Genomic DNA, 22,499 nt, shown 5'->3' with positions numbered 1-22,499 from the left:
CACTTCCATACGAGGAGAATGAGCTATGTCGTTGTTGAAGGCCATACACAACCCTGCCGATTTGAAACGGCTTCCTCCGGAGCGGTTCCCCGAGCTCTGCCAGGAAATCCGCGAGCAAATCATCGGTGTGGTCTCGAACGTCGGCGGGCACCTCGCATCCAACCTCGGCGTGGTGGAATTGACCGTCGCCTTGCACTACCTGCTCGACACGCCGAAGGACAAGATCGTGTGGGATACGAGCAACCAGGCCTACACGCATAAACTGTTGACCGGTCGCCGCGAACAGTTCCACACCCTGCGGCAATACGGCGGGCTGAGCGGGTTCTGCAAGCGCGAAGAAAGCGTCTACGACACCTTCAACGCCGGCCATGCCGGCACCGGCGTATCGGCCGCCTTCGGCATGGTGGAAGCGCGCGATCAGCAGGGCCAGAAGCACAAAGTGGTGTGCGTGGTCGGCGACGGCGCGATGACGGCCGGCATGACGCTGGAAGGGCTGCATCACGCCGGCGGGCTCGGCAAGGACTTCCTCGTGATCTTGAACGACAACCAGATGTCGATCTCCAAAAACGTCGGGGCCATCTCCGCCTATCTGAATCGAACCTTCACCGGAGAGTTTTACGCGCGCGTTCGTGAAGAAACGGGCCATCTGCTGCGCCTGATTCCGGGCATCGGTCAGGACATGCAGAAGATCGCTCGTCGCGCCGAGGAATTGGCGAAAGGCGTCATCCTGCCGGGACTGCTGTTCGAGGAACTGGGCTTCCAGTATGTCGGACCGATCGACGGCCATAACTTCGACCATCTCCTTCCGACGTTGGAGAACGTGCTCAAGTTGAAAGGGCCGATCCTGCTCCACGTCATCACGAAGAAAGGACTGGGGTACGAGCCGGCCGTGAACAATCCGGTCTGGTTTCATGCCTGCCCGCCCTTCGTCCGCGAGACCGGCGCGCCGGCGAAGAAGTCGCCGCGCCCGACCTACACGGCGATCGCGGTCGATACGCTGATCAAGCTGGCCCGATCGGACAGGCGCGTCGTGGCCATTACCGCGGCGATGTGCGAAGGCACCGGTCTCACGGCTTTTGAAAAGGAATTCCCCGACCGACTCTACGACGTCGGGATCGCGGAGCAGCATGCAGTGACGTTCGCCGCCGGGCTGGCGGCGCAGGGCATGAGACCCGTCGTCGCCATGTACGCGACGTTTCTGCAGCGGGCCTACGATCAAGTGGTGCACGATGTGGCCACGCAAAACCTGCCGGTCACGTTCTGCATCGACCGAGGCGGTTTGGTCGCCGAAGACGGCACGACGCATCACGGCGCCTTCGACCTCGCGTATCTGCGGCACGTCCCCAATATGGTCGTGATGGCGCCGAAGGACGAAAATGAACTGCAGCATATGGTGAAAACCTGCCTGATCCACGACGGGCCCGCGGCGGTGCGCTATCCGCGAGGCGTCAGTCTGGGGGTAGGCCTGGATCAGGAGCCGGCGGCGCTTCCAATCGGAAAAGGGGAGCTGTTGCGGGACGGAACGGACGTCGCCATCGTCGCCATCGGTGTCACGGTCTGGCAGGCCGTCCAGGCGGCTGAACGGTTGGAGCGGGAGGGCGTTTCCGCCGCGGTCGTCAATGCGCGGTTCGTGAAGCCTCTCGACAAGGACTTGATCGTCGGTGTGGCGAAGCGGGTCTGCTATCTGGTTACGGTCGAGGAAGGATGCAAGATGGGTGGATTCGGCTCGGCCGTGCTCGAAGCCTTGTCCGACGAAGGCCTCGCGCACCTGCGCACCAAACTGATCGGTTTGCCGGACTGGTACATCGAGCAGGGACCGCAGGACCTGTTGCGTGAGAAGTACGGGCTTACGGCGGAAGGTATTTACCAGAGCGTCAAAGAATTGATGACCCAGACTTCGGGTGGTCGCGCCGCAATCCATGCCCGCAATGCCATGGGCGCCGGCTACGCGCCCTTCAGCGGCGCGCCGATCGGAGACGAACAGGGGAGCTGAGCCGGAAAAGGGTTGAGGCTACGGTTAAGGTCAAGCTAGGATAGGTTCAGGATTTTTCTTAACCTTCACCTCAGCCGCGACCTTCTGAAACTCATGCGGATCACGAGACGCAAGACCAGGCAAATCAAAGTCGGAATGGTGAAGATCGGCGGAGATGCGCCGGTCTCCGTTCAGTCCATGTGCTCCACCGATACGCGTGACGTGAAGGCGACGGTCGAGCAGATTCGCCGGCTGGAGTCGGTGGGCTGCGAGCTGATCCGCGTGGCCGTGCCGGACGTGGAAGCAGCCGAGGCGCTCCCGAAGATCAAGGCGCAGATGACCGTGCCGCTCATCGCCGACATCCACTTCGATCATCGCCTGGCGGTCAAGGCGGCTGAAGTGGTGGACTGCGTGCGGATCAATCCCGGCAACATCGGGGCCTGGTGGAAAGTGGCCGAAGTCATCAAGGCGGTGAGCGATCGAGGGATTCCGTTGCGGATCGGTGTCAATGGAGGATCGCTGGAGCGGCATCTGCTGGAGAAGTACGGCTACCCGACGGCCGAGGCACTGGCCGAGTCGGCGCTGAACGCTGTCCATGCGCTGGAAGACGTCGGGTTCACGAATATGAAAGTGTCGCTGAAGGCCTCGGACGTGCATATGGCGATCGACGCCTACTGGTTGTTCGCGCACCAATCCAACTATCCGCTGCACATCGGCATCACGGAAGCCGGCACCGCGATGACCGGCGCGGTGAAGTCGGCGATCGGGCTCGGATGGCTGCTCTCCCAAGGCATCGGCGATACGCTCCGCGTTTCGCTGGCGGCTGATCCCGTGGAAGAGGTCAAAGTCGGCTTCGAGATTCTGAAGGCGCTGGAGCTGCGCCATCGCGGGATCAACGTGATCGCCTGCCCAACCTGCGGCCGCGTCGAGATCGATGTGGTCCGTATGGCGAACGAGCTCGAGAAGCGGCTCGGGCACATCAAGACGCCGCTCAACGTGTCGGTGCTCGGGTGCGTGGTCAACGGGATCGGCGAAGGAAAAGAAGCGGACATCGGCATCGCCGGCGGCGAAGGGGTGGGCATTTTGTTCAAGAAAGGCAAGCTAGTCCGTAAGGTGCCCATGGCCGAACTGATGGACCGATTGATCGAAGAAGTCGAGCTATTGGCGAAAGAAAAGGAAGCGGAAAGCACAGGAGACGAACAGGCGGCCGCCCACGGAAATGCGTCATCCACTCCCGTTTCTAACGTTTCCTCGACCGAGACCTCATCATCGCTCGTCCGCGAACTGCCGGTACTCTCCGACAAAAGCTAACGAGTTCCCCCGATCTGTCCGCGAGATGACGCGGACCTGTTTCTCGCACGTGAACCCACAGGCATTTCCTCGGAGGCGCCGCTGATTGTTGAGTTTGGAAGAGCCGCCTGGCTATAATGCCGCACGTGGCGCCGTACCCAAGTGGCTAAGGGAGCAGTCTGCAAAACTGCGATGCGGCGGTTCGAACCCGCCCGGCGCCTCCACCTATTCCCGCAAGTTCCTCAAAGGCTTCTGCCGTTTCTTCCTTTTCAACTGTGACCGGCTGATTCTGTTTGGTCACGGTTTTGGTCACGGTTCCATTGGCACTTTTCACCATGGATTGCCCCAGGCTGGCCTTGTTGACGGCCTCCCGCAAGTGAGTCGGGGAGAGGTGGGCGTACCGCATGGTCATGGTGATCGTGGAGTAGCCCATCAGCTCCTGGACCGTCCGAATATCCACCCCGGCCATGACCGCCCGTGACGCAAAGGTATGCCTCAGCGTGTGCCAGGTTGCCCCTACAATGCCCGCTTGCTCCAAGGCTGGTTCATAGACCTTCACCACGAAATGCCGGCCCTGCATCGGCTCTCCGCCATGACGGGGGCTGGGGAACACGTAGGCGCTGTGCATCCATGACGGGAGGCCCCGAAGGATGGCAATGGTGGCCTCGCTCAGCACGACATGACGGGTCCGGCCGGACTTGCTCAGGGGGATGGTCAGAATACCCCGCTCCAGGTCCACGCAATCCCACCGGGCCTTGCACTGCTCGTTCAACCGAAGGCCCGTTTCCAGGGCAAAGGCCACAAGCGGCCAGTGTTCGGGAGACATGACCTCCCGAAGCCGGGCGATCTCACCATCGGATAAGAACCGGAGACGGCCCTGCGGCTCGCGAAAGAACTTCACGCCTTTGACCGGGTTCGTGACGAGCTTCCCTTCCGCAATAGCCAGGTTCAGGATGCGCCGGAGTCCGGCGAAGTAACGGGTGATCGTCTGCGGGGCGCGCTTGCGCTTGGCCAGCATCCGGGCCTGGACGTGGCGCAACTCATCGCCGGTCAGATCGGTGAGCAGCCGGCGGCCTAGCAGCTTTGACCAGAATTTGCCGTAGTGCTTCATGTTCCGCAACCCTGGCGAAGTAATGCTGTCCTTGTACCGGGTGATCCAGGCTCGCAGCGTGATCTCCTGGCTCGGCTTGAACTTGTCGGGGAAATACGTTCCCTCCCGAATTTCTGCCTTCAAACGGCCGTAGAGGGCCTTCGCCTGTGATTTGGTATCGCACCGATGCCAGCGTTCCCGGCCATTGTGAATGAGGCGGACCCACCAGCCGTCACGACCCTTTCGCTGGAGGATGCCGCGATCCTTACCGTCTTTTCGTGCCATGACGCGCTCCTTTTGCGCCAGCTCGGCGCAGGCTCCGTTTCGTGGTTATGCGTGGCTTCTTTTTCATGTGGCGCTCCCGCCAACGGCGTTGCGTGACCCGGGTCAGGCACCGCGTGGCGCAGTATAGTTGATTGCGCCGGTCGGCGAGAAACAGGGTTGAGCATTCCCCGCAGGATCTCACGCGCCCGTAGTAATGGGAGAGCAAGAGAGCCAGGTGAAATCGAAAAGCATCGGCGGGAGTATGGGATTTGAGCGAGAGCCCGCCTCGCGAAACCCGCCAGGGTTCAAGAGTCATGTGCAGCGGCCCCAGGACAAACTTGAGCTCCTTGCGTTGGGCGAAAGTATTCAGCGCCTCCTTTGTGTGCTTCTGTAGCGCCATGATTTGCTGGCGGGAGGGGTGAGAGGCATAGGTTGCCCATTCCGCCTTGAGGCGGGCGCTTTTTGGGGGCGGTCCGCTCCAGTCGAAGGCCGCCCCGAGATGGGTAATGTTTCGGCCGACGCTGACCAAGGGCCCCCGGCCTATAAAGATGGCAACCTCGGTGGCCAGGTCGGCCCACTGGCCTTCTGAATACTTCGGCAGGTCGGCCTGGGCAAACTTGAGCACCCAGCGCATGCACTCGTCCGGATTCCTGCCCAGGCGCTCCGCCGCCTTCGCCAGCTCGTCCAAGACCCCCGCCAGTTCGTTGTCCATGCCTGCCTCGCTGTGATTCATCGGTGCCAATGCGATTCTGTGAGAACTGACTTTATCGCATTACATTGCGCTAACGTCTTGCATGACTAAAGGCGTTATTGTAAGAAAGCAGTATAGGTGGGTTCGCAAGCGCAGTCAATCTCAAAACGCAAGGAGGTGGGGCGTGAAGGACAGTGCGAAGCTCTTCACGGTGAGAGAGACGGAGGCACTGACGGGGCGGAAGGTCGCCACTTGGCGCAAGGACATCCTCCGCCGGCGCATTCCCTATGTGAAGCTCGGGCGGCAGGTGCGGATTCCCCTGGAGGTCGTCCAGGAGTTGATCCGCAAAGGATACCGCCCGCCCATCCCTGAAGGGGGAACACCTTGAACGCATCGGCGGCTGAGATGCCGGGGACTATGTGGAGGCAGGCACGGATGCAAACTCCAGGCAGTTCAAGCCGTACGTCCTGAAGCGGGAAGCCAGTGCGCCGGATGGCGACAGCCACCGACGCACGGCTGCCGCGCCAGCGGCAGCCCCTAAACTTCTCAGGAAGACATATCTCGGCGATCCGTCCTCGTCACAGCCAGTCGCACCGCCTGTTCAGGTCGTCCACAGATGGGCGGTGAACGTTCACGACTTCGGGAAGCAATGGATGGAGGCCACCTGGGGAAAGTCGGACTCCAGACCCGGAAAGCGCGGAACGAAAGGACGCTCACCGAACCGAGAACGGAACCTGCAACGGGCCTGGGCCGGGGCCAAGGGAGAAATTCGGAAAAAGTGCATCGCGATCGGGGCCGATACCTTGCTCACGTTAACATATCCAGAGAACGTCCAGGACCGGACCCGGGCGCTCGAGAACCTCGACCAATTCCGCCGAATGCTGAAGCGATTGGGAGCCTCCTTTCAGTACGTGGCGGTCATGGAGCATCAAAAGCGGGGGGCCATTCATCTCCATATCGCCGTCAAGGGCTTTCAGGACGTCCGGCTCCTGCGCCGCTGCTGGTATAAAGTCGTCGGCAACGGCCAGGGCCAGGTCAACGTCAAAGGGCCACGGCCGGGGAGCTCGCCGGTCAAGCTCGCCCGGTATCTCTCGAAATACATCAGCAAGGAGTTGGAGGCTCTGCCACGCACCGTGGGAGAGCACAGGTATTTTTGTTCACTGGGCATCAATGTGCCAACGGAGCGTTTCGAGATCACCCTTGCACGCCCTTCCGAGGGGGTGCAAGGGGAGATCGTGTCCCTTATGCTGAAGGAAGCGGTGCGCCGCCTCGGCGTGCACTGCAATATCATGCAGTGGCTGGGCGAGGGAGGGGCCTGCGGCTGGATTGCGGGCTACGAAGCTTTATCGTATCGGTGGATTGTAGGTTCCGGCGAGCCTAGCCCTGAACCCACATGAGCGTCAAACCCTCGACCATCTCAAAATGGCGACGGTTGTTCGTGCAGAGGGTGGCACCATTGCAGATCGCCGTGCAGGCTATGAACAGGTCGCAATCGCCGACGGTGCGCCCGAGCTTTCTGAGACGCCCGCGCTCCTTTCCGAACAGATCGCAGATCGGTTCATCAATGGGAAGCACGACGACGCCGGCCATAAACTTCTGCAGCGCGGCCATGCTTCGCTGGGGATCGCGCGAATAGTGGACGCCCTCGTAGAGTTCGGCCAGCGAGATAATGCTGATCGCCAGCCCTTCCGGTTCGAGCACCTGTAGCTTTTGTGTAACGGGTGCAATACCGCAGAGATGGTCAATGATCCAGTCGGTGTCGATGAGATAGGCGGGACGGGCCACGTCAGAACGAGACGGGCTGGCGCGTAGTCACGAGACGATCGGCGTAGATATTCCGCTTAAGTTCCTCACCATCAATAAGCTTTCTCCAGGAGCCGGCTGTTTCCCGGAGGGCGGAGGCGGAGGAGACTGCAGCCGGTGAAACGGCCAATAGCACTTCATCGCCTTCATGAACCAGCTCGGGCGGCGGCGGATCGAGGGGCGTGAAGGTCCCATGCGAAAATCTGGCTTTGATCGTCTTTACCATGACTAACCTCGAAGAGGATGGTAGCAGGGGCAAGCCATTCCGTCAACAAGTCAAGGTCACGTCCTGCGGCTCGGACGCATCCGGGCCCAGCGGACCGCGTTCTCAATATCCTTGGGGGTAAGCCCCAGTTTCCGAACTTTTCGCCGAGCGGTGGCGAGATGTCTGGAGGATCCTATCCCCTTAACCGGACTAAACACCACAGCTCCACCTTTCAGACTGACATCAAAATAATCAGTGTCCGGCAACCCCTCCACAATTCGCTTCGGCAGGGTGACTTGGTTCTTGGATGTCTTCTTAACGAGCATTTTCTTGATTCCGCAAGGAAGGAATATCTTGCTGGTTCCCAGCGATGCAACAGTTTAGGAATGGCTGGATCTCAAGCCGCGAGGATTCGTCGATCCGCTGGTTCGCGGGGCCGATAAAGCCGATTGAGGGGAGCCCTAAGCCCGGGTGGGAAGCCAAGCCGACGCGGAGCGGCGGGCCGTCAGGCGTCAGCGGAAAAGTAGCCTGATATCTTTTTCTTGATCTTGGCTAATCAGTTAGAGCTATGCCTGGAAAGTAAGGTGAGAGTCGGTTGGTGTATGCTCTATCATCTTCGGCCTCCCTGCGCGGCTCGTCTAGCAGCTTCCCTATCCGATCAAGGTTTTCAGAACTATGCTTGAGTCTATCGCTTCGAGTGTCATACGAGACACGCAGCCCTTTCATCGATTCCTCTCGTGACAGGCCATCATGGAGGACATAATGACTGTCTCGGGCGTAGAGCTCCCGCGTCATGGAGATCATGATCGGCAGATATTCAGCGCGACTGGTCCGATCTGTGATCGAAATAGTAAGACGACCGAGAACCAGCACCGCAGCCAGGAGAACGAGAATGTCGAACCACGAGCTAATGAGCGACCCAACTTGTCCGGCTCTGATGGTCCGAACGATACCAATGATCGTGAAGATAGATGCAGCGGAAAGCCAGACCTGCCCCGCAATCGCTTCGTGGTGTGTCACAATGCCATTCCTGACCAGGAACGGATTGCTGCCAAAAAACGTCATGGCAGCTTCGGCTGGGAAGGAAGGGACTAGGTACGCCTTGGCGAATAAGATCCCGGCACCGAAGGCGAGGGCTACACCGAGGATAGTGAAATCGTGGCCGTCGAACGGCATTTTCAAGTTAGTTCCTCCTGTCTATCGGGATTGCCTTGGTTTGACGCCTCTGGAGCTCTTCTTCACCAGACGTGACAGACGGGGTTTCCGAGGAATAAACCTCCCTAGGACCGTCTGGTTCGTTTCCAAGTTCGTGATTGGGTAATGCCCCTTAGCGTTGCTTTCTTCAACCAGGACACGCTGTGTTGGATACCAGCAAACTACCTGCGTAGAATGACCTGGTTGAATTTCCCACCTCGACAAGTCATCAAGCTCAAGACGGCGTCCATCTGGTTTGACATCTTGAATATGATGCTCTTGCCCAACTCCAAAGTATTCCATTTTGGCCATGAATGCCCCCTATCTAGCTTTGCCCTTTTGGCTAGATCCCTTTTATTCTAGTTCCTGAATCCATCAGCCAAAGCTACCAGGAAGCCATCGACGGTTCGATGATCGATGTCGGCGATCATGGCTGGCTCTTGCTGCCTTTCAGATAATGCCGTCGCATGATGCGTAAAGCGATGATAGCTTCCTCAAGGAGTTTTCGAACACCGTCTGGTTTTCTAGCCAGATTAATCCCAAGTTTTGCGACGATGGCATCATAGGACGAGCCTTTTTTGTGTCCCGAGCCTTTGGATCGTAGAGTCTGGAGGTCCCGCAGGAATTGAATTATCGTTTTCCCATCAGCAAACTTTGTAGCCTCGAAGTAGCTTTCTAGCTTACTGAGTCCTTTGGCGCCCTCTTCCAGAGGGCCAGCCCTGAAAGCTAATTCCTTTTCGTTGAGGAAGCCCACAAGCAATTTCGCGAGTTGAAGGACCTGCTCGTCGAATTCCGTCTGTGAATTCGTCGTGGGGATTCGGACGGTATCAATCAAGTGTGAGTCTGCTGCAGATGGTGGCAGGAACAAAGGCCATCCGTGCACTTTCTCCCAGTCGTGCCCGAAGTCGGTGTACTCTTGGCGAAAGACTAGATCGGAAGCCTGCGGATCGGTGAATTGTGCAAGAAAGCTGCGGCGGAAGTTGATTTCACTTATACCCCCTTCGGGAGACACATTGAACTGACGCCAATGCAACCGCTCCTCATATGGCAGATCCCGGCCGAGGTCGCCAAGAAATACCGAAACGCGATCGGGGAGATTGTTATCAATCTGGCAGCTCCAGAGGCCGAGACAAGTCAACTGTCCATCCGCCACCGTGTAGCGATTAGGCTCAGCAAAGTACTTTTGCAAGACCTCGCGACGGAAAAACACTGGGGTCAGATAATGTGGAGCGCCAGGGTTGGCGCCAAAATTGTTAGATAACGCTGCGGGGTCTGATGTGTGCTCCACGGGATCACCGTTCTGATCGACCTTGATGATGAACGAGACGGTCCTGGAATCGTCATCTTTTTTAAACGGCCAGATGCCGGCCTTTTCGAGCGGCGGGGGAGGGAGGACGACCTTGCAGTTGACCAGAGAAAACGATTCATAATCCTCCACCATCTGAGCTTCGCCGATATAGCGTCGCCAGCGACGGTCGTCCTTCCTTTCCGTTTTTTCATGTCGACCGCCGGGGACGTCCTTGACAGGCAGCTTGGAATAGCGGACCGATTCTATGAAGATCGCAAGGTGCAGCTGGACCCCGGCCTGGAATTGTCTCAGATATTGGAGCCGAGCCGTCACTTCGCGCGGACCTAAACGAACCACTTCTATTTCCCTGCCCGATGAGTCGAAATCGAGCAGTAGGCCCCTTGCCTTATCCTCAGCCAGATCGTGATACAGCCTAAATTCTTCGTCGATCTCACAGTACTGCGGAAAGGCACCGTGGAAATGGCGGTAAAGAACAATAGGGCGGAGAGTGTTCCCCATGTCAAAGCGATGATAGGTCGTCATTTCTTTGCCATCAGACCATCTCTGCGTAAAGCCAGGCTTTCCATCACCTATCAGGAGGTCCCAGCTATCGTGCTCTAGTGCCCGTTTCGCCTCTTCGTCCCCTAAAAGGGCAGACCAGAGCGTGAACCGATGGGGATAATTGCCACTGCTCAGGTATAAGGGCTGCCACTGTTCGTTACCGAGACAAGGAAGCATCGTCTCGATGATGTCTCGTTGGAGAATGAATTCGAGACTGTCGGGCTTGGGCATCTGGACCTGCAATTGCGAACCAGAAAAGGTGCGAACCAGAAAAGGTGGAGCCAGAAAAGGTGTCAGTTTGGGCTCAAGATCCTAGTGCAACACTTGAGAAGTTGGATGGTGACAGGCTACTTTTTATGGGGGGATTGTGTCAATGAAGTATGTTCGCGAACCGCGCGGAGCAAAGCGGTTGAGGGGTTCCGTTCGACCTATGGTCCGGACAGACTCCTCTGACACGGTTGCACCCCGAATCTTTTGGTCACGGTTCGGTCACCGTTTTTGTCCCGATTCACAGTCCGCCACAATCGCAAATTATCACACAGGGGATGACCTATCTCCTTGAGATTCCTGGGGGATATTGCTACTCTGTCGCTGTTGGTCGTTGTCAGGCGCATTGGGCTCGGACGTACTGCAAAACTGCGATGCGGCGGTTCGAACCCGCCCGGCGCCTCCATACCTCGCTCGCGCGACCCGGAGCCTTTCCACATGGCTCTTGGCGACGGGATAAAACCCTTCAGTGTCTTCAATCTTTACACCGTACCTAGTGCTGCGACCCGGCGGCTCTTCATCGGAGTATCGTATTGGTTGCCGCCGGATAACACTCTCCGGTGCCTTAAAAGGGAAGACCAAACAAGCCGCTGGTGAAATCAAAACAGTGGAGCCTGAGGACCCCAGGTGAGACCGGCGAGGTCCGGGTCTTGGCCGTCAGGTGAGGCCGGACGCGCGGCTTTGTTCGCCTTGCGTTCAGCGCGGCGGGCTTCTTTCTCTTTTTGTCTGGCCTGCTTGGCGCGTTCGCGGTCGCGCTTGGCAAGAGTCGCTTTCCCTGGTCTAGCGATGGTGACCTCCCGGGCTATGCCCTCTTTTGGTACACGTGTAGGGACACCCGATCCGGCATCCCCTGTTGGCTTCGCGTTTGTCGCGTGAGCCGTTAAACCGCGATCTACCAGCGACCTTTGCGCCCGCCGCGATCCCCAAGACCCCCACCGGAGCGGGGCTCAGGAGGTCTCGCTTCGTTGACCGTCAAGGTCCGGCCTTCCAGCGTAGTCCCGTTCAACGCCGCGATCGCGCGCTTGGCCTCTTCGGCTGTCGCCATCTCCACGAAGCCGAAACCCCGAGACTGACCGGTGTACTTGTCCGTGATCACGCGCACCGACTCTACCTTGCCATGGGTCGCAAACAGCTCGGTGAGCTGCGGTTCGGTCGTCGAATACGGTAAGCCGCCAACATAAATTTTCGTACTCATGAGATTCCTCCTGTGAATGAGGGACGAGGCCGACACCCCGTCCACTACTCGGTCGCGCCTCGACGGCTTCGACGAACGGTTCCGCACCGATCGGCGATGTTGCCCGGAGAGCCCTTGGAGAGGGCAGGTCGGGACCGGGCTCCCTGGCCGAGCCCGCGACTGGCAAGCACCGCCACTTGCTCGCCGGGTTCTTCCGTTGCCGCCGAGGGTTTTGCCGCCGATGGTTTGTCCCTTGCCGGGCCCGCTAGTCCCGACCGTTTCCACCGTATTTTCCGTTGGTGTGCGGGGCGTTTCGCCTTGTGCGCTTTCTTGCTGAAGCGGTAGGCCACTGTGTCTCCTTCGGGGAAAAGGCTGTCGCCTACATGGTTTGAGCCGGTCCAGACCAGACGAGATACGGCGGCTTCTTCATCCCGTCGGCCGTGCCCGGATACAGCCGTTTCGCATAGGCATAGGCGCTTTCTTGAGCTTGGAGGCAGGTCGGCTCTTCGAAAGGATTGGAGACGGCCCGCACATCCAACTTCTCATGAATATCGGGCTTTGCCATATACAATTCGCAAGTGAAGCGTCCCGCACCGGCGTTCCTCGTGCTCACCAACAACTGCGAACCGTCGGCAAATGTGGCGAGAGGGTCGACATTGATTCTTACCATAGGCGGCCCTTCTTTCTCTTTTCAAACCGGGCGCTCTGATGTGTGTCCGCCGACCGCGATGACGGAAAGAACCACAACGGATCTGAGTGACGACCGGTGACGAATCAGCCTGCGTCCGGTTTGCATCAAACGACGGGAAACTGTTGGGCCGTAGGAGCAGCCTGGACTAAGATACCGGTCGCGCAGACACAACAAGACAGGTAAGCGCGCGATTGGCAGGGTAGTTTTTGCGGCTCGTACGCTGATGCACAGTAACACATGGGAAGGGGCGGGTCAAATCGCTTCCGAGTCGGCGTACGGCTCCATCGGGTTTTAACCCGTCATCTCTCAAGATTTCTCGAAGGCTCTTCGTCCTGCTTCTTTGCACCGTTTCGTTGACAGTCCGCTGCCTTCCGCTACACTGGGAAGAAATCCGAAGGAGTTTTGATGACGATGGCCTGGGGCTGGATTGGACCGTACCTGCTCGTGGTCGTGATGGCGTTGCTGCTGGGACCTCTTCTGGCCAACCTTGGGCCGGTGAGGCAGGCCTCCTTCGACGTCATGGGTCTGAGCGCCTCTCAGATGGCGCGCCTGGCTGCCGACGGCATTGCGCTTCTGACGGTCTGGATGATGGCCTACCGCACGTCACGCCGGCTGTCCAAAGAGACTAAAGGCGCCGAATTCTTGCAGGCCGTCCTGCTCCCGATCGCCACGTTCGTCACTGTCTTTTTCGCGAACAAGATGTTCGCTGTCCATGGCTCAGCCCTGCTCGATCAGATCGGCCGCCCTCGCTATCACTGGTTGTACACCGGCATGCTCGGCGGCGCCGCCGTCTGGCTGACCATCGCCTGGGTTCGCCACTTGAGTGCGCTCAAAGCCTTCTGCGCAAGCGGCAAGCCGACCACCCGAACGGTCGATGAGACGCAATCGCTTGAGGGCAAGCGGCCGACGGAACTGCCGGCCGGGACCGGGGCCGAACGAAAACTTGCCGGCTCGGTCGGTGGCGTAGGTTCAACGTTGGGCCGGTACCGGATCGTCAAAGAATTGGGCCGCGGTGCGATGGGGATCGTGTATTTGGGCAAGGACCCCACAATTCAGCGGTTCGTCGCGATCAAGACGATGCGGTTCGACGAGGCGGACGATCCGTCCGAGATCGAGGAAGTCAAGGAACGCTTCTTCCGGGAGGCCGAATCGACGGGTCGGCTCTCGCATCCCCACATTGTGACCATCTACGACGCAGGAGAACAGGACGGTCTCGTATTCATCGCGATGGAATATCTGGAAGGAACCACCTTGACCCAGTGGTGCCGGAAAGGGAACCTGCTTCCGGTCGCGAAGGCGATGGACATCGTCGCAACGGTCGCGAGCGCGCTGGATTACGCCCACAGCCGGGGAGTCGTACATCGGGACATCAAGCCTGCGAACATCATGTTGACGAGGGATTGGTTGGTGAAAGTCATGGACTTCGGAATTGCACGGGTCACGACATCCATGAAAACCAAGACGAGCGTGATCCTCGGCACACCCGGCTACATGTCACCGGAACAGGTCATGGGGAAGGTCGTCGACGGCCGGTCGGACACGTTTTCGCTGGGCGTCGTCCTGTTCGAGTTGCTCACGGGACGCAGACCGTTCGACGCCGAAGATGTCACCTCCCTGTTGTATAAGATTGCCCGTGAGCCGCATCCGGTGTTGAGCCAGGTTCGCCCCGATCTGCCGATCCGGGCCCAGGAGATTGTCGATCGGGCACTGCAAAAGGATTTGCCGAGCCGGTATCGGCGGGCCGGCGACATGGCGCAGGACCTCCGCGCATGTGTGCAGCAACTCGCAACATCCGCTCCGGCAGCGGCTCGCGCATGATGAGCAGCTATGCGGCGAAGTCGGACGTCGGCTTGAGGCGGTCCCATAACGAGGACCGATTCTGCGCCGATCCGGAACTCGGCCTCTATCTGGTATGCGACGGCATGGGCGGCTGCAACGCCGGCGAAGTGGCGAGCGGAATCGCCGTCGAAGTGATTCATCGACATCTCGCCGACGCCACCCGTAACGGACAGCTTCCCTTCATCGGCGAGTACGATCCGAATTTCCTGCCGCAAACGAACCGGCTGGCCAGCGCCGTTCGGCTCGCAAATCAGACCATTCACCGGGAAGCGTGGCGGCGCCCGGAGTACGCCGGCATGGGCACGACCGCGGTCTCCGTCTTGCTCACCGACCGCGTCCTCTCGGTGGCCCATGTCGGAGACAGCCGTGCCTATCTGATCCGGGGCGACGCGATGCAGTTACTGACGGCCGACCATTCGCTCGTACGCGACCAGGTGCGTCAGGGTCTCCTCACCGAAGAAGAGGCGGAGCAATCGTTTCAGAAGCATGTCCTGACTCGGGCGCTCGGCGTGGAATCGACGGTCGAGGTTGAATTGGGCGAGGTGCCGGTCATGAGCGGGGACATCGTGCTGCTGTGCTCGGACGGGCTCACGAGCGGCGTGGCTTCCGACGAGGTCTTGCGGGCCGTTCGCTACGGCAATGATCCCGAGGCATTGGCTGAGCGGCTGATCAGATTGGCGAACGCCGCGGGCGGGAACGATAACACGACCGTTGTCGTCGTGGTGTTATGCGAAGGCGCGCACCCCGGTCTGTGGCGGCGCATAAGGAAAAGGTTGTGGAACTGAAACCGTCGAGCTGTTGAACGTTCCGGCGCAAGGAGGACGACGATGCAGGATGTCGCGACCAAATGCCCCAAGTTCATCGTCAAACCGCACGGCGGCGCGGTCAAGGAGATCGCGATTACCAAGTCCGAGTTCACGATCGGGCGCAAGGACGGCAACGATCTGGTCGTCGAAGATCCGGCCGTGTCCGGACGACACGCCAGACTGGTCAAGATCCACGCTGTCTATTTTCTCGAGGACTTGGGGAGCACAAACGGAACGTTTGTCAACGGCCAGAAGATCGAACGGCGGCAGTTGAGAGATACGGATGTGGTGGCGATCGGCAAGCACCGCTTGATTTTCCGCGAGGAGAACGCAGTTCCGGCGGCCGAGGGTGCCTCCGCCGTCAGCGCGTCGGATCGGACGATGGTCATCACCGGCTCGACCCCGCCAAGCCGCGGCCTGAGCGCGCAGAAGACCGGGACGATCCAGGTGGTGTCGGGCCGAACCAACCGCAAAGAGTACCAGCTCACCAAGCAACTGACGATCATCGGATCGAGTCCCGACGCGACGATCAAACTCGCCGGGTGGTTCACGCCGAAGACGGCCGCGATGATTGGGCGTCGCGGCCAGGGTTACTACATCGCGGCGGCTGACGACGGGAAGAAGGTGCTGGTCAACAACCAGGCGGTGAAGGGGCAGGTCGATCTGAAGGACGGCGATCTGGTGGAGGTGGCCGGCGCACGGATGTATTTTTACTTGAGAGACACGGCCGCACGCTGACTCGCGGTCGTCAACGTCCTGTTTCGAAATTGATGACCGGGCGTTTGGGCAGAGCTTGAAAGCACCGGTCGGAAATCTCCTGCGCGTGTTCTTCCAGACACTGCAGGATCTGTCCTCCCCGCCGTCCCGCCTGCCGACAAAATCTCCTTGCATCCTCCTCGCAAGCGAACCGAATTCGCTGCAGGTCTTCTTTCGCCCGAGCCACTCGAGCCAGAACGGTACGCTGGCAAGGCAACGGCAGCTTCTGCGCGCTCCGCTGCGCGCAACGCAGGCGATCGTCGCCGCTGAGGGAGGCGGGGCAGATGCGTTCCAGTTCCGCCTGGCATTTGATCTCGACGTTTGCCGGGAGTCGAAGCTCCTCGGCTTGTCGGGGAGCGTCGTCAGGCGGATTTGGCGGCGGAAACGAAGGCAGAGATGCTTGGGGTTCGTAGTCGGTCTGGTCCGGGACGCTCCGCAAGGGATCGGCCGGCTTCGGAGAGGAGGGGGCGGCCGAAGCTTGAGGCGGGGGGACGGAAGAGTCGACCGCAGGCGCGTTCCGCAGCCGAAGTGTTGTGTCGGGAGACGGATTGGAAGGTGTGATAAAAATCGGTCCCCCAACCGTCTCCGGTTGTGGCGACGCGGTGACGCCCAGCAGGACCGTCCCCCACACGATGCCCAGCGTCAGCACGGTCAGAAATCCTGCCGTGAATGAACCCGCTGATCGGGACGAAGGCATGGCGGTCTCCGTTCGGCTTGAGGAAGAGGATATGTCAAAAACCGACAAAAAGCGAAAACTTCCCGAGAATATGAAAGTGCGTCGCGCGCGGTCAGCGGCCACCGAACTCAAGAAATTGACGTACCTGGAAACGGGATGTTACAATCCGCGCCGCATACCGGCGGATCCAGCCGAAGGTTCAGCGTTCTCCAGAAACATCGGCACAGGAAGGAGTGCGGGATGGCCGTTCCGCTTTCCCAGATGTTCACGGTTACAAAGTATGTCCTGACGCAAAAGCTCAAGGGGGTCAAACGCTATCCTCTGGTGCTGATGCTGGAGCCGCTGTTTCGTTGCAACCTGGCCTGCGCCGGCTGCGGGAAGATTCAATATCCCGACCACGTGCTCGACAAGCGGTTGACGCCGGAGCAGTGTTGGGCGGCGGCCGAGGAATGCGGCGCGCCGATCGTGAGCATTCCCGGAGGAGAACCGCTGATCCATCCGGAAATGCCGGAGATCGTCCGCGGGTTGATCGCGCGGAAGAAATATGTGTACCTGTGCACGAACGCAATCCTACTGGAACGGAAGCTCGACGAGTATACCCCGTCTAAGTATCTGACTTTCAGCGTGCATATGGACGGCCTGAAGGAAGAACATGATCGGGCCGTCTGCCGGGACGGCGTCTATGAGACGGCGGTGAGGGCGATCAAGGCCGCGCTGAAGCGCGGGTTCCGGGTCACCACCAACACGACCCTGTTCGACGACGCGAATCCGGAACGGGTCCGCGCCTTCTTCGACGAGATGATGAAACTGGGCGTCGAGGGCATGATGATTTCGCCGGGCTACAGCTACCAGAAAGCGCCCGATCAACAACATTTCTTGAAGCGCCATCGGACGCGTGAATTGTTCTCCAAGATCCTCGGCAACCGCAAGCCGGGCTGGCGATTCAATCAGTCGCCGTTGTTCCTGGAATTTTTAATGGGGAAGCGGGAATACCAGTGCACGCCGTGGGGGAATCCGACCTACAACATTTTCGGCTGGCAGCGGCCCTGCTATCTCCTGCAGGACGGTTACGCCAGGACGTTCCGGGAGTTGATGGAAGAGACCGATTGGGAGCGCTATGGGGCCGGACGCAACGAAAAGTGCGCCGACTGCATGGTGCACTGCGGGTATGAGGCGTCCGCGGTCGAAGACACGTTCAGTTCCTGGTCCGGGCTCAGCCGCACCGTCAAGGCGACGCTTCTCCCCAATGCCCGTTAAACGGGAGTCGTTAACCGTTCAACGTCAACTGCAAGCGTAGCCTTTCCGGTCCTTCCGTTTCACGAAGAACGATTCACGCTTAGCGTCTTCTTTATGACCGACGCGAAATACCACACTCCGGAGGACCAGACGCTGCAAGGCCGGGTGTTTCGCCCGTCGAGCACGACCGAGTTGCGCGAAGCCATCGAGCAGGCGTTCGATTATCGTGGGGACGTGGCGCTCGAACTCACATCCGGCGAGACCGTCGTCGGATACGTCTTCAACCGCGACGCGAACGGTGCCGTTCCCGCCCTTGAGCTGTTTCCAAAGGATCTGCCCGGCGTCCGCAAGATCGCCTATGCCGACGTGGTGTCGATCGCATTTACCGGCGAAGACACCGCCTCCGGCAAGTCCTGGGAAGCCTGGGTTGCCAAAAAAGAATCGCAGCGGCGCGCCGAATCGGAGCAGGTAGCCGCCGCCGCGAGGGCCCGCGGTCACCTGTAGCCTCCCGCCTTCCCCCGCTGTTTCTGGCGGCGTCACCCTGAAAATGTTGCCCGATTCTGTCACTCAATCTCGAACATAAGTCATTGAAATCCTCACTTCCTTTTCTCCTTTGTCACGTCGTCCGAATTATTGACAAAGAAAATCATCTATGTTAAAAGGGTCGGCCTCAAAAACGGGCACACCCAGTGTTGATGAGGCTTTTCGCTGCTTGAGGCGAGGTGCAAGGGCTCGGCATCGAGAAGGCCGAGTAAGCGCTGGGGTATGAGGCAGAAGAACAGCCAGCCGGCGCGGATCAGTGGTCGACGAGCGGTTGGTGCTATCGCAGTCGCCTGGCTGGCGCTGTTCCCGGTCGCCGCATGGGCGACACATGAGGCCGACCATCGATTCACGGTGGAAGGGTTCGTATGCGGAAGCGGCGGGCGGCCAAATCCGAATGTCGAAGTCGTCGTCAAAGACACACGCGTGTCGATTGGGGCGACGGTGTCGACCGATGAAGATGGCTACTACAAGGCCATCCTTCATCTCCATAACGACAACCTGGGTGATCCGGTCCTTGTCATCGCGGGAAGCGAGGAGCAGCGTATCAAGGTCCAATTCGACCCGAGGGATCTTGAGACGGAACGGAGGGTTCAGGTCAATTTCGGGTCGGGATGCCAAAAGACCATTGGTGGGCCGCCACGATGGATGTACTACGGGTCCGGTATGGGAGTGGCGGCGGCGGTTGTCTTCGCCGGACTGAAATGGCTTCGGAAACGGCGGAGGCAAGTCGGCCGACGGGACAAGAAGAGTCAGAGGAAGCGGAAGACATCACTGTAGGCGGTCCGTGGGGCGCTCTCGTACCTCGCCGGATCGGACGCGGAAGCAAGGCGAGGGAAAGTGCTCTTGCGTGATCTCGACGTACTCGTAGGAGATGGCGCTTTTGCTTGAGGCTGAAAAGCCTGGGTAAAAGCGTCTTTTTTCATGCGCTTTATCCGGAAAGGGTCGGTTCGTGAAACGACGGAGAAAGGAGCGGGTGATTCTCTATGCAACGAACTAATGTAACAGGTGTGGCGCTCTTTGTCGGAATAGTCGGGATGGCTGTCTCCGTGGTCGGGTGTGGTGAAGGGGGCGAAGGGCCGATTGTCCCGCCTCCGCCGGCTCCGGCCGAATACGCCGACAAGCACATGCCGGCCGGCTGGTGGGCGGACGACAAGATCATCGAAGAGGGACGGCAGATCTTCATCGGTGAGAAAAATCCGGACGTGAACTGCGCAAGCTGTCACGGCAAGGATGGCAAGCCGGTCAAGGCGGGCGCACGCGACTTCCGGAATGCCGAACGGATGAAGCTGTATTCTGATTCCGTCTGGTTCTGGCGGATTTCCGAAGGCGTTCCCAACACCAAGATGAAAGCGTGGAAAACCAAGCTTTCGGAAGAAGATCGGTGGAAGGTATTGGCCTTCGAACGGACCTTCGGGTTGAAAGGGCAGGAATGGGATCCGGTGAAGAACGCGTGGGTGCCGGTCGGCAGTGCGGCCCCGGCCGCCGCAGCGGCTCCCGCTTCGAGCGGAGAAGGGGCGGCCCCGGCAGCCGCAGGAGCGGGGAAATAATTCTGATTTAGGCCGAGCAGAGGAGGGGCGGGGAGACATCATGACAATGTGGCAGCGCAGTCTCTTGGCCGTAACGGCCCTGTTCGCGCTGTTCGGGACCGCGGCCTATGCCCAGGTGCCGAGCGCGCCCAGCGTCGAATTCCCGTACACGGGAAATCGAACCGCGGTGTGGATCGTCGCCCAACTCCACATCCTCTTTGCGGGATTCATTCTCGGAGCTCCGATCTTCGTGGTGATCTCGGAGTGGTTGGGATATCGAAAGCAGGACCCTCGATACGACCGGCTCGCCAAAGAGGTCACGAAAGTCACCGTCATCCTCTATAGTATGACGGCCTTGAGCGGCGGCCTGTTCATCTTCGTCTTGCTCGCCACCTATCCGCAGTTCACCGCGTGGCTGATCAATCACTTCTTCATGATCTTCGCGGTGATCTACCCGTTGCTGTTTATCGGGGAGACCATCGTGCTCTACATGTATTTCTACACCTGGGATGCCTGGAAGGGAGACAAAAAAGCTCGCCATATTGCCCTCGGGGTGCTGTTGAACGTGATCGGGACAATCACGCTGTTCGTCATCGACGGTCCGACTTCGTTCATGAATACCCCGGTCAAGGCGGAAGGCGTGTCGCCAGCCGAGTTTCTGCAAACCGCGACCCTATGGGACAAGGTTTACAACTACAGTTGGATGCCGATGAATCTCCACCGCCTGGTCGGCAATGTGACCTTCGGCGGGTTCATCGCCGGGTTGATCGCCGCCTACATGTATATGGGCGCCAAGAAAGAGGAAGAACGGTCGTACTACGACTGGATGGGATTTGTCGGCAACCTGATCGGCGTCGGCGCGCTGTTGTTCCTGCCGTTCATGGGCTATCTGCTCGCGTACGAGCTGTGCGACTACGACGCCTCCATTTGTCCGTACATGATGGCCGATCAGCTCTCCATGTTCTTCGAGATGCAGGGCGCCATGGTGGGATTGATCTTCCTGGCCAGCAACTACTACATTTGGCTGAGCATGAAGCGGATCGAGGGAGTGGAGCGGGTCAGGATGACCGTCCTGACGCCGCTGGCGATGATCGCGTTGCCGTTCGTGATGACCTGGGCCTGGACCCAGTTTCCGGCCCCCGATCCCATGTCGCTGGCTATTCTGTTGCCCTTGGTATTGCTCCCGGTTGTGCTCGGAAAATTCGTGCCGCTCACGGTTTCTTCCGGAACGGTGATCAAGATCGGGTTCCTGATGGTGGTCGTGGGAAACGCCATCTGGATGACTCCCCACGGGTTCGTGCCGACCGGCGCCAAGCTCGTGGCGGAATTGGAGCTGCCGTCGGAGTGGAACTTCCTGGCGCTGATGCCGGCCAAGAATTCCGCGGCCTTTACGCTGGTCTTCGTCACGGTCGTCAACTATGTCATCTATAACCGTGCGATCCGACAGGGAACCATCGTTTGGGGAAAAATCGATTTTGCGTCCCAGTTCGTCTTGATCTTTCTGGCGTTTAGCGCCATTTGGACGATGGGATTGATGGGCGCCGTGCGGTCGTTGCTCAGGAAGTATTTCCATACCTACAATCTCGTGCCGGATTTCACCGCCGAGTCGTTTACCCCGACGCTGTCCTACTCGGCCTGGTGGATCACGGCGATTACGCTGGTGTTTTATATCGTGGTCAGTTTTGCGATTTTCATCACGCTTCGCGCGGCCGAAGCCAAGAGTCATGCGCCCGAAGGCAGTCCGGTTCCTGCGGGAGCGAAATGACGCCGCCGTCGCACGGATTGATGGTATGAGCCGAGGAATTCTATGGCCAATGTGATAAAGAAGCTGATCGTCGGAATTCTCGTCGGCGGCGTTCTCGTCGGCGTAACCAGGGCGTTGGAGTTTCCGCCGGTGTTCCAGGCCATGTTTTTCGCCTATGCGATGCTCGGCGCGGCCGTCTTCATCCTGCTCGACGCGCCCTCGCTGAAACCTATCAGCGGGACGAAAGCGGTGACCGCTCTCGTCGTCTTTTATATCGTGATCTCCGCCGTCTATATCGCTGGCGCGTCCTTTCTCCCGCAGTACGACCCGGAGGATGAGAAAGGCAAAATCGCCAAGATTCTCGAGTCCAAGCGAAGACAGACCGAGCAAGGGAAAGCCGAAGAATTAATCGCACGGGCCAAGGTATTGGAGGAACAGGCGAAGGCGATCAGCGAGCGGCTGAAGAGCTTGAGCAAGGATGTGCCGGAGGTCGCGGTGGGAGTCGGTCCTGATTCCGTCAAGCCGACTCCTGCGTCGATCGGAGGCGCCATGGACGCCAAAGCGCTTGAACAGCTCGGCTTCGAACAGTGGCAGCTTCAGGAATGTTACAACTGCCACAAATTGCGCGGGGAGGGCGGAAAGAAACGCGGGCCCGAGTTGGACAACATCGGAAGTTATCTTACGGCGGAGGAGATCAAGCAGAAGATCCTCGATCCGAAGAGCTGGATGGCGGAGGGCTTCGAGAAGGAGTACGAAAAAGGCAAAATGCCCGACAAGTATAAGGATTTGATGGAAGAAAAGGACGTCGAGGTATTGGCGGCCTGGCTCGCCACCATGAAGAATCCGTCCGTCAACACCCCTAAGCCGGTCAAGAAAAAGTAGC

The 22,499-nt window shown here is 59.2% G+C and carries 20 protein-coding genes, 2 tRNA genes and 1 pseudogene; 15 read left to right on the top strand and 8 right to left on the bottom strand.

The features are described from left to right. The first annotated feature begins 25 nt into the window (after positions 1-25). From dxs to AB1555_01380, 3 genes are all read left to right on the top strand, one after another. The gene (gene dxs / locus AB1555_01390) at positions 26-1,993 is read left to right on the top strand and encodes a 1-deoxy-D-xylulose-5-phosphate synthase (GenBank protein MEW6245342.1); all 1,968 of its coding nucleotides are present in this window, start codon (positions 26-28) and stop codon (positions 1,991-1,993) included. 93 nt (positions 1,994-2,086) lie between these two features. Continuing rightward, on the top strand, positions 2,087-3,283 hold the full coding sequence (gene ispG, locus AB1555_01385) for a flavodoxin-dependent (E)-4-hydroxy-3-methylbut-2-enyl-diphosphate synthase (protein ID MEW6245341.1): 1,197 nt from the start codon (positions 2,087-2,089) through the stop codon (positions 3,281-3,283). Positions 3,284-3,410: 127 nt separating this feature from the next. Beyond that, positions 3,411-3,486, top strand: a tRNA-Cys gene (locus tag AB1555_01380). Positions 3,487-3,656: 170 nt separating this feature from the next. Here the strand turns inward: AB1555_01380 and AB1555_01375 are convergent. Together AB1555_01375 and AB1555_01370 are read right to left on the bottom strand one after the other, a co-directional pair. Next, positions 3,657-4,088: pseudogene (locus tag AB1555_01375) on the bottom strand (site-specific integrase). Positions 4,089-4,617: 529 nt separating this feature from the next. Further along, positions 4,618-5,328, bottom strand: coding sequence for a hypothetical protein (locus AB1555_01370; GenBank protein ID MEW6245340.1), 711 nt, complete (start codon positions 5,326-5,328; stop codon positions 4,618-4,620). A 163-nt stretch (positions 5,329-5,491) separates the two neighbouring features. Here AB1555_01370 and AB1555_01365 point away from each other — a divergent pair, with 163 nt between their 5' ends. Then, positions 5,492-5,695: a helix-turn-helix domain-containing protein gene (locus AB1555_01365; GenBank protein MEW6245339.1), complete on the top strand. Its 204-nt coding sequence runs from the start codon at positions 5,492-5,494 to the stop codon at positions 5,693-5,695. Between the two features lie 235 nt (positions 5,696-5,930). Next, positions 5,931-6,704 (top strand): hypothetical protein, encoded by a 774-nt coding sequence (locus AB1555_01360; protein ID MEW6245338.1) that lies wholly within the window; start codon positions 5,931-5,933, stop codon positions 6,702-6,704. Here the strand turns inward: AB1555_01360 and AB1555_01355 are convergent. From AB1555_01355 to AB1555_01345, 3 genes are all read right to left on the bottom strand, one after another. Continuing rightward, positions 6,685-7,092 carry a type II toxin-antitoxin system VapC family toxin gene (locus tag AB1555_01355; protein ID MEW6245337.1) on the bottom strand — a complete coding sequence of 136 codons (408 nt, stop codon included), beginning with the start codon at positions 7,090-7,092 and terminating at the stop codon, positions 6,685-6,687. The genes AB1555_01360 and AB1555_01355 overlap by 20 nt on opposite strands. Before the next feature lie 775 nt (positions 7,093-7,867). Next, complete coding sequence (locus tag AB1555_01350; protein ID MEW6245336.1) at positions 7,868-8,497, bottom strand: hypothetical protein; 630 nt, start codon at positions 8,495-8,497, stop codon at positions 7,868-7,870. Positions 8,498-8,936: 439 nt separating this feature from the next. Next, positions 8,937-10,589, bottom strand: coding sequence for a hypothetical protein (locus tag AB1555_01345; GenBank protein ID MEW6245335.1), 1,653 nt, complete (start codon positions 10,587-10,589; stop codon positions 8,937-8,939). A gap of 356 nt (positions 10,590-10,945) precedes the next feature. Between AB1555_01345 and AB1555_01340 the strand changes: the two genes are divergently transcribed. Further along, positions 10,946-11,031, top strand: a tRNA-Ser gene (locus AB1555_01340). Positions 11,032-11,517: 486 nt separating this feature from the next. Here the strand turns inward: AB1555_01340 and AB1555_01335 are convergent. Together AB1555_01335 and AB1555_01330 are read right to left on the bottom strand one after the other, a co-directional pair. After that, complete coding sequence (locus AB1555_01335; protein MEW6245334.1) at positions 11,518-11,820, bottom strand: RNA-binding protein; 303 nt, start codon at positions 11,818-11,820, stop codon at positions 11,518-11,520. Between the two features lie 358 nt (positions 11,821-12,178). Further along, complete coding sequence (locus AB1555_01330; protein MEW6245333.1) at positions 12,179-12,469, bottom strand: hypothetical protein; 291 nt, start codon at positions 12,467-12,469, stop codon at positions 12,179-12,181. A 426-nt stretch (positions 12,470-12,895) separates the two neighbouring features. Here AB1555_01330 and AB1555_01325 point away from each other — a divergent pair, with 426 nt between their 5' ends. The 3 genes from AB1555_01325 to AB1555_01315 are packed head-to-tail and all read left to right on the top strand — an operon-like array spanning position 12,896 to position 15,873. Beyond that, complete coding sequence (locus tag AB1555_01325; protein ID MEW6245332.1) at positions 12,896-14,308, top strand: serine/threonine-protein kinase; 1,413 nt, start codon at positions 12,896-12,898, stop codon at positions 14,306-14,308. After that, positions 14,305-15,114 carry a Stp1/IreP family PP2C-type Ser/Thr phosphatase gene (locus AB1555_01320; GenBank protein ID MEW6245331.1) on the top strand — a complete coding sequence of 270 codons (810 nt, stop codon included), beginning with the start codon at positions 14,305-14,307 and terminating at the stop codon, positions 15,112-15,114. The genes AB1555_01325 and AB1555_01320 overlap by 4 nt, the downstream gene beginning before the upstream one ends. Positions 15,115-15,156: 42 nt before the next feature. Next, the gene (locus tag AB1555_01315; GenBank protein ID MEW6245330.1) at positions 15,157-15,873 is read left to right on the top strand and encodes an FHA domain-containing protein; all 717 of its coding nucleotides are present in this window, start codon (positions 15,157-15,159) and stop codon (positions 15,871-15,873) included. A gap of 10 nt (positions 15,874-15,883) precedes the next feature. Here the strand turns inward: AB1555_01315 and AB1555_01310 are convergent, their stop codons facing one another. After that, the gene (locus AB1555_01310) at positions 15,884-16,588 is read right to left on the bottom strand and encodes a cysteine rich repeat-containing protein (GenBank protein MEW6245329.1); all 705 of its coding nucleotides are present in this window, start codon (positions 16,586-16,588) and stop codon (positions 15,884-15,886) included. Positions 16,589-16,807: 219 nt separating this feature from the next. Between AB1555_01310 and hpnH the strand changes: the two genes are divergently transcribed. The 6 genes from hpnH to AB1555_01280 all read left to right on the top strand — a co-directional run bounded on the left by hpnH (position 16,808) and on the right by AB1555_01280 (position 22,498). Beyond that, positions 16,808-17,824 (top strand): adenosyl-hopene transferase HpnH, encoded by a 1,017-nt coding sequence (hpnH, locus tag AB1555_01305; protein MEW6245328.1) that lies wholly within the window; start codon positions 16,808-16,810, stop codon positions 17,822-17,824. A 93-nt stretch (positions 17,825-17,917) separates the two neighbouring features. Beyond that, on the top strand, positions 17,918-18,307 hold the full coding sequence (locus AB1555_01300; protein ID MEW6245327.1) for a hypothetical protein: 390 nt from the start codon (positions 17,918-17,920) through the stop codon (positions 18,305-18,307). A gap of 261 nt (positions 18,308-18,568) precedes the next feature. Beyond that, positions 18,569-19,123: a carboxypeptidase-like regulatory domain-containing protein gene (locus tag AB1555_01295; GenBank protein MEW6245326.1), complete on the top strand. Its 555-nt coding sequence runs from the start codon at positions 18,569-18,571 to the stop codon at positions 19,121-19,123. Between the two features lie 206 nt (positions 19,124-19,329). Next, the gene (locus tag AB1555_01290; protein ID MEW6245325.1) at positions 19,330-19,893 is read left to right on the top strand and encodes a cytochrome c; all 564 of its coding nucleotides are present in this window, start codon (positions 19,330-19,332) and stop codon (positions 19,891-19,893) included. Positions 19,894-19,933: 40 nt separating this feature from the next. Further along, positions 19,934-21,637 (top strand): cytochrome ubiquinol oxidase subunit I, encoded by a 1,704-nt coding sequence (locus tag AB1555_01285; GenBank protein MEW6245324.1) that lies wholly within the window; start codon positions 19,934-19,936, stop codon positions 21,635-21,637. 42 nt (positions 21,638-21,679) lie between these two features. Then, the gene (locus tag AB1555_01280; GenBank protein ID MEW6245323.1) at positions 21,680-22,498 is read left to right on the top strand and encodes a cytochrome c; all 819 of its coding nucleotides are present in this window, start codon (positions 21,680-21,682) and stop codon (positions 22,496-22,498) included. Position 22,499: the final 1 nt, after the last annotated feature.

This window comes from Nitrospirota bacterium (assembly GCA_040755395.1).
GTDB lineage: Bacteria > Nitrospirota > Nitrospiria > Nitrospirales > Nitrospiraceae > DATLZU01.
Note: the sequence above shows the minus strand (reverse complement) of the source record. Positions and strands in the feature narration are given on the sequence as shown.